This window comes from Pseudoalteromonas sp. SR44-8, assembly GCF_014163635.1.
GTDB lineage: Bacteria > Pseudomonadota > Gammaproteobacteria > Enterobacterales > Alteromonadaceae > Pseudoalteromonas > Pseudoalteromonas rhizosphaerae.
Genome location: NZ_JACJDS010000069.1, coordinates 1 through 7,414 on the forward strand (window position 1 = coordinate 1; position 7,414 = coordinate 7,414).

General features: G+C 42.2%; 8 protein-coding genes. All 8 read right to left on the bottom strand.

Translation table 11 applies throughout. The annotated features are described in order from the left end of the window. Window positions 1-86: 86 nt before the first annotated feature. Window positions 87-1,514, bottom strand: a complete 1,428-nt coding sequence (locus H5183_RS21120; protein ID WP_182732653.1) for an NAD-dependent succinate-semialdehyde dehydrogenase — start codon at window positions 1,512-1,514, stop codon at window positions 87-89. A gap of 434 nt (window positions 1,515-1,948) precedes the next feature. Further along, window positions 1,949-2,287, bottom strand: a complete 339-nt coding sequence (fdx, locus tag H5183_RS21125) for an ISC system 2Fe-2S type ferredoxin (RefSeq protein WP_145236547.1) — start codon at window positions 2,285-2,287, stop codon at window positions 1,949-1,951. Window positions 2,288-2,298: 11 nt separating this feature from the next. Then, window positions 2,299-4,161 carry a Fe-S protein assembly chaperone HscA gene (gene hscA / locus H5183_RS21130; RefSeq protein WP_145236544.1) on the bottom strand — a complete coding sequence of 621 codons (1,863 nt, stop codon included), beginning with the start codon at window positions 4,159-4,161 and terminating at the stop codon, window positions 2,299-2,301. A 51-nt stretch (window positions 4,162-4,212) separates the two neighbouring features. Beyond that, the gene (gene hscB, locus H5183_RS21135; protein WP_149980539.1) at window positions 4,213-4,740 is read right to left on the bottom strand and encodes a co-chaperone HscB; all 528 of its coding nucleotides are present in this window, start codon (window positions 4,738-4,740) and stop codon (window positions 4,213-4,215) included. 92 nt (window positions 4,741-4,832) lie between these two features. Next, complete coding sequence (gene iscA / locus H5183_RS21140; RefSeq protein ID WP_182732654.1) at window positions 4,833-5,156, bottom strand: iron-sulfur cluster assembly protein IscA; 324 nt, start codon at window positions 5,154-5,156, stop codon at window positions 4,833-4,835. Between the two features lie 10 nt (window positions 5,157-5,166). Continuing rightward, entirely contained in the window at window positions 5,167-5,550 is a 384-nt protein-coding gene (gene iscU / locus H5183_RS21145; protein WP_145236533.1) for a Fe-S cluster assembly scaffold IscU, read from the bottom strand. Between the two features lie 40 nt (window positions 5,551-5,590). Next, a complete protein-coding gene (locus H5183_RS21150) occupies window positions 5,591-6,808 on the bottom strand; it encodes an IscS subfamily cysteine desulfurase (RefSeq protein ID WP_145236530.1) in 1,218 nt (405 codons plus the stop codon). A gap of 23 nt (window positions 6,809-6,831) precedes the next feature. Continuing rightward, window positions 6,832-7,323 carry a Fe-S cluster assembly transcriptional regulator IscR gene (iscR, locus tag H5183_RS21155; RefSeq protein ID WP_145236527.1) on the bottom strand — a complete coding sequence of 164 codons (492 nt, stop codon included), beginning with the start codon at window positions 7,321-7,323 and terminating at the stop codon, window positions 6,832-6,834. Window positions 7,324-7,414 lie beyond the last annotated feature (91 nt).

The window sequence follows — 7,414 nt, forward strand, 5'->3', positions numbered from 1 at the left end:
GCCAAAAATTTGAGCGTTGCAAATTATTATGTCAACACTTAAAAAGCACTCGGACAGCTCAAAACTTATAGCTTACCGCTCTAAAGCTAAATTTTCATACACACATATTTTTCTTCGAGGTACTCGTCGAGCCCTTGGTGGCCACCTTCGCGACCAAGACCTGACTGCTTAACCCCACCGAACGGTGCGACGGGGTTTGATATTAACCCTTCGTTAATACCTACCATACCGTACTCTAACGCTTCGCTCACTCGGTATATTTGTTTCAAATCTTGGCTATAAAAATAAGCAGCTAAACCATAAGGCACATCGTTGGCCAGTGCTAAAACTTCAGGCTCTTCATCAAATACAATGATACTCACCACCGGGCCAAAAACTTCTTGATGGTAAATGTCCATCTCCGCAGTTACCCCATTTAAAATAAGCGGTGCTTGATAGTTACCACCAAGCTCAACATTATCACCTATTTGTACCGCACCTTTTGCTTTGGCATCTGCAACCAACTCTTGTACTTTTTGCTTAGCTTTAGGATAAATCAACGGCCCTATATCTGTTGCGTCATCAAGCCCATTACCGACTTTCAGTGCTGTAACTTTTTTAGCTAATTTATCGACAACTTGATCAAGCACGCTACGCTGTACAAAAATACGGTTAGCCGCGACGCAAGTTTGCCCGCCATTTCTAAATTTTGCCCCCATAAGTCCCGTTACCGCTTCATCCAAATCGGCATTATCAAAAATAATAAACGGCGCGTTACCACCAAGTTCCATTGAAGTACGCTTAATAGTAGGGGCACATTGTGCAAGTAATTGCTTACCTACGCCCGTTGAACCGGTAAAAGTGAACTTACGAACAAGTTCAGATTCAGTTAGTAACTCACCCACCATTTTAGCGTTTTCAGAGAGCAATACATTAAAAGCGCCTTTTTCAAAACCGGCTTGGTCAGCCAAATAAGCTAATGCTAAAGCACATAAAGGTGTATGTTCCGAAGGTTTTAGTACAAAGCTACACCCAGCGGCATAGGCTGGTGCAACTTTACGGGTAACCATAGCAATTGGAAAATTCCAAGGAGTTATGCCTGCAACCACACCAATAGGCTGTTTAAAACTAGTTAAACGATGATTGTCATCAGTGGCGGGGATCACATCACCATAGCTACGTTTGGCTTGCTCTGCGAACCACTTAATAAACCCAGCCCCATATTCAACTTCACCAAGGGCTTCTTTTAATGGTTTACCTTGCTCTTTAGTCATTAATTCAGCAAGAGTTTGTTTATGTTGCATAACCAGTTCAAACCAACGCATTAATACATTACTACGCGTTGTGGCATTGGTGGCTTTGAGTTTAATAAATGCGCCGTGAGCGGCGTTGATGGCTTTATGAACCCCATCATCATCGATATCACTTACCATGATGATGCTTTGCTGTGTAGCGGGATCATCAACACTAAAGTGTTTTTCAGTGGAGTAAAACTCACCGTTAATGAAAGAGTTGTTAAATAGTAGATTATTCATAAAACCTCCAAAGCAATTATTACGGCATATAGCCAATGTTATGTTCACCACCGATAAGTGAAAGGTACTAGGTCAAAGGCAAAGACTAGCTCCACCTAAAATCTAACATCTCAATACAACCGCGCGACATAAAGCCGCGCCTACACAAATTCAAACATTGATGCCAAACCGTAGCCGCGTGAGCGTAAATGAGAAGATATACCCTTCACTTATCTCTAAAGCGCAGCGCACTCTTAACCTCTTTGTGAATAAATCACTTAAATCTTTCGCGGCTAAAGCCGGCTCCTACGCAAATTCAAACATTGATGCCAAACCCGTAGGCGCGAGTTTACCTCGCGCAATTTTCCACCTTTATAAACAAAAACACCGCGTTCAAATTGAGCGCGGTGTTTTCTTTAAAGCTTAAGGCTTACAACTTATAGCTGCGCTTTAAATCAATGCTCTTCATTAACGATATTGAGATTGTACTTCGGTATTTCAACTATTAAGTCTTCATCACGGATTATTGCTTGGCAACCTAGGCGTGATTCAGGCTCTAAACCCCATGCTTTATCTAGCATGTCGTCTTCAAGCTCGTCACTTTCATCAAGTGAGTCAAAACCTTCACGAATAACTAAATGACAAGTGGTACACGCACATGATTTTTCACAAGCATGTGGAATACTGATACCGTTTTTAAGTGCAACATTAAGAACTGTTTCACCACTTGGTGCATCAATTGCAGCGCCGTCAGGACATAATTCCGGATGGGGAAGAAAAATAATTTGTGGCATTCTAACCTCTTTTAAACGTTGTCTACTGACTGCCCTTGCAGTGCTTTTTTGATCGATGCATCCATTCTTAACTCAGCAAATTTACTGCTGGCGTTATCAACTTTCTCAATGGCTGCTTTTATTTGATTTGGCTCGGTAGCTGTCTCACGAACTGTAACTAGCTTCGCTATTTCAGCGTTCAAGTTAGTTAATTCATGTTCAGCAAGTAAAGCACTGTCTGTTGCTAATGATGCATAAAGTGCTTCGATAACACGCAATGCTTCAACTTGTTGCTCTTTGAGCATACGCGCTTGCATATCATCTTTGGCATTAGTCATCGACTCTTTAAGCATATTAGCTACTTGGTCATCTGACAAACCAAACGATGGTTTAACCTGGATTTCAGCTTGTACGCCAGTTGATTTTTCCATTGCAGATACGCTAAGTAAGCCATCGGCATCGACTTTAAAGGTCACACGAATATGCGCCGCACCGGCTGCCATTGGTGGAATACCTTTTAAGCTAAATTTAGCCAATGAACGGCAATCATCAACTAGCTCTCGTTCACCTTGCAATACATGCAGCGACATTGCAGTTTGACCATCTTTAAAAGTGGTAAACTCTTGTGCTCGTGCTACAGGTATAGTGGTATTACGCGGAATAATCTTTTCCACTAAGCCGCCCATAGTCTCAAGGCCAAGCGACAGTGGTAATACATCAAGTAACAACATGTCTGAATCAGGCTTGTTACCCACTAACACATCCGCTTGTAATGCTGCACCAAGTGCAACGACGCGGTCCGGATCAATAGAGGTAAGCGGCTCTTTATTAAAAAACTCAGCGACTTGGTTACGTACGATTGGCATACGGGTTGAACCGCCGACCATAACTACTTGCAGTACTTCGTCGTTTGTAATACCAGCATCTTTAACTGCACGGCGACACGAACGGAGTGTTTTTTTCACCAGCACCATGGCTAGTTCTTCAAACTTTTCGCGAGTGACTTCAACCGTGTATTTTTCATCATCAAACTCAAGACCAACATTCACTTTAGCATATTGGCTTAGTGCTTCTTTACAAGCTTTAGCTTTATTAATAAATAAGCGTAATACTGATGGAGATAGCGTCATCACACCGGTTTCACGTTTAAAATGATCCACTAATAATGAGTCAAAATCATCACCACCTAGGCTTGAATCACCACCGGTTGCCAGTACTTCAAATACACCTTGGTTTAAACGCAAGATTGAAATATCAAAGGTACCGCCGCCTAAATCATAAACTGCGATAATGCCTTCTTGGCCTGAATCTAAACCATAAGCAACCGCGGCTGCAGTTGGCTCGTTTAATAAACGCAGTACATTAATACCAGCAAGCTCTGCGGCATCTTTGGTGCTTTGGCGCTGTGCATCATCAAAATAAGCAGGTACTGTGATCACGGCACCTAAAATATCTTGCCCTGCAAAGCTTTCTTCGGCGCGTTGCTTTAATGCTTTTAAAATATCGCTTGATGCGGTGATTGGGCTGATGTTGCCAGCCGCGGTGGTAATCGCTAATGCGCCATCATGCTGACAAAAATCATACGGTAATTGGCCGTAGCTTTGCTCTATTTCAGCTTGAGTTTTACCTAAAAAACGTTTAACTGAAATTAAAGTATTTACAGGATCTTGTGTTGCAGCTTGAGCGGCAAGTTCGCCTACTGTTATACCATCAGCGGCGTAACGTACAACAGACGGTAACATGGCTGCGCCATTAACATCGGTTAATGTACGGGCTTCGCCACTTTGTACTGTCGCAACAAGTGAGTTGGTAGTACCAAGGTCAATACCAATTGCTAACTTATGTTCATGTGGTGCCGCGCTCTGCCCCGGCTCAGCAATCTGCAATAATGCCATAATGATCTTTAACTCTTGTTTGACTTACCAATGGTGCAGTAAGTTAGATAATTAATCGTCGAATAAACTGTCTTCAATACGCTCTAATTCATCTCGTAATTTATACACGAACTTTAATTTTCGAATGCTATCAGCGGCTAACTGCCATTGCTGCTCATCATTACTTGCCAATTGCTCAGCAAGTTGCGCACTGTATTGGCTGTCTAGTTGTTTTATTTGCTTCTCGAACTGAGCAATCGCTGTGTCTGGATCATCGCTTGTGCTTAGCTCTTCAAGCTCTTCACGTAATTCCATTTGCTGCATTAAAAACAGTGGATCTTGTAGTGTTTGCTGCTCGGCACGAATATCAACACCCAATTCACTCAGCATGTATTCTGCGCGTTTTACCGGATGCTTTAAAATTTGTAAGGCATCATTAATTTCTGCGGTATTTTGTACGGCTAATAACTTATCACGGCTGCTGGCATTGGCATGGCGATCTGGGTGAACGGCACGCTGGAGTTCGAGGTAATTCTTAGTTACTTTTGCCAAATCTACATTGTAATCAACGGGTATCGCAAACAATTCAAAATAGCGCATAATTCCAACCATGCCAACAATCTATTGGCTTAAAATTCAGATAGAACAAAGCCCTACAGGTGCAGGGCTTAAGAGTACAATCACTTTATTGTTTATACTGTGAAACTTTCGCCACAACCACACTCATCAGCTTGATTTGGGTTAATAAATTTAAACCCTTCGTTCAAACCTTCTTTAGTGTAATCAAGCTCGGTGCCATCAATATAAACTAAGCTTTTAGCGTCGACGATTACTTTAACCCCTTTAGATTCAAATACTTCGTCGTCTTCAGATAACTCGTCAACAAACTCAAGAACATATGCAAGACCTGAACAGCCCGTCGTTTTAATGCCTACGCGCAGGCCTAAGCCTTTTCCGCGATTTGCTAAAAATGATTCTACGCGGTTTACTGCCGCTTCTGTCAATGTCACTGCCATGATTTATCTCTTACTTCGCTTGTTTACTTTTGTAATCTGCAATTGCTGCTTGAATTGCATCTTCAGCTAAAATTGAACAGTGAATTTTCACTGGAGGCAATTCAAGCTCAGCACTGATATCAGTGTTTTTGATCATTGCAGCTTCATCTAATGTCTTGCCTTTAACCCACTCTGTTACAAGTGACGATGAAGCAATTGCGCTACCACAACCGTATGTTTTAAATTTAGCATCTTCAATTATGCCTGCAGCTGATACTTTAATTTGCAGCTTCATTACGTCACCACATGCTGGTGCGCCAACCATACCCGTTGCTACTGATGGATCATTTTTGTCTAATACACCTACGTTACGTGGGTTTTCAACATGATCGATTACTTTATCACTATACGCCATAATTCTATCCTCATTACCTGCTAGTGGATGTGCTCGTCAATTAATGATGAGCCCATTCAACTGAATCTAAATCAACACCCTCTTGATGCATTTCCCAAAGAGGAGACATCTCACGTAAGCGACCGATAGAGTTTTTCATTAAATTGACGGTATAATCAATCTCTTCTTCGGTGGTAAAACGACCAATACTAAAACGAATTGAGCTGTGTGCTAATTCATCGTTGCGGCCAAGCGCACGTAATACATAAGAAGGCTCTAAACTTGCTGAAGTACAGGCAGAACCTGATGATACAGCAATATCTTTAACAGCCATCAATAACGACTCACCTTCAACAAAGTTAAAGCTGATGTTAATTATTCCTGGTACTGATTGGTCCGGTGTACCGTTAAAGTACACTTCATCCATATCAGCCATAATGCCATCAATTAAACGCTTACGAAGCGCGCTGATGTGAGCATGATCTTTTTCGAAATCTTGTTTGGCGACTCTAAATGCAGCACCCATACCAACTAACTGGTGAGTCGCTAGTGTACCAGAGCGCATTCCACGCTCATGACCACCACCATGCATTTGTGCTTCTAAACGAGCACGTGGTTTACGGCGAACATATAAAGCACCGATACCTTTAGGGCCATATACTTTGTGCGCTGAGAATGACATAAAATCAACTTTAAGCTGTTGCACGTCGATTAAAACTTTACCGGCACTTTGTGCAGCATCAACGTGGAACATGATTTTACGTTCGCGACACATTTCGCCAATAGTCGCGATATCTTGAATTACACCTAGCTCGTTGTTTACATGCATAATGCTCACTAATACTGTGTCATCGCGCATTGTGTCGGCTAATTTTTGTAAATCAAGTAGGCCGTTTTCTTCAACGTCCATATAGGTTACTTCAAACCCTTGACGCTCTAGCTCACGACAGGTGTCGATCACTGCTTTATGCTCAGTTTTAGCGGTAATAACGTGCTTACCTTTCTTTTTATAAAACTGTGCTGCGCCTTTAATTGCAAGGTTGTTTGATTCTGTCGCACCCGAAGTGAAAACGATTTCACGTGGGTCTGCGTTAATTAAATCTGCGATATCAGTACGAGCTTGATCAATCGCTTCTTCAGCTTGCCAACCAAAACGGTGTGAACGTGATGCAGGGTTACCAAAATTGCCATCCATTGTCAGGCATTGCATCATTTCTTTTGCTACACGCTCGTCAACTGGCGTGGTTGCTGCGTAATCTAAATAAATCGGTAACTTCATTTCTTTCTCCGCTGGACGCCAACTTATAGTTGGCAGCTTACTTGAATATTTTCCAATTGCTTGAGTGCATTATTAACGCTGTTATCTTGGCGAGATGAAACTTCCTTCACATCTGACTTTTCCACCAATTCAGCAAGGGTAATACCGTTTAAAAAGTCTTCTATTCTGGTACTTAGATCAGACCATAAGGTGTGAGTTAAACATCGCATTCCGCTTTGACAGCCGCCTGTTGCACCATGGCATCGGGTTGCGTCTATTGATTCATCAACGGCGTTGATCACATCACCAACCGAAATTGCATGCGTTTCTCGACCGAGTAAATAACCACCACCAGGTCCGCGCACAGAGCTGACTAAACCACTTTTACGTAACCGGGCAAATAACTGCTCTAGATACGACAAAGAAATTTCTTGTCGTTCTGAAATATCGGCAAGGGGAACTGGCCCTACATTTGTATGTAGCGCAACATCCAGCATCGCTGTGACGGCATACCTGCCTTTTGATGTTAACTTCATGGAGCCCCCGCACTAAAGAGTGCAAATTTTAATTACCAGAGTAAAATAGTCAAGTATTAAATAAAGTCTAGGTTCTAGGTTCTAGGTTCTA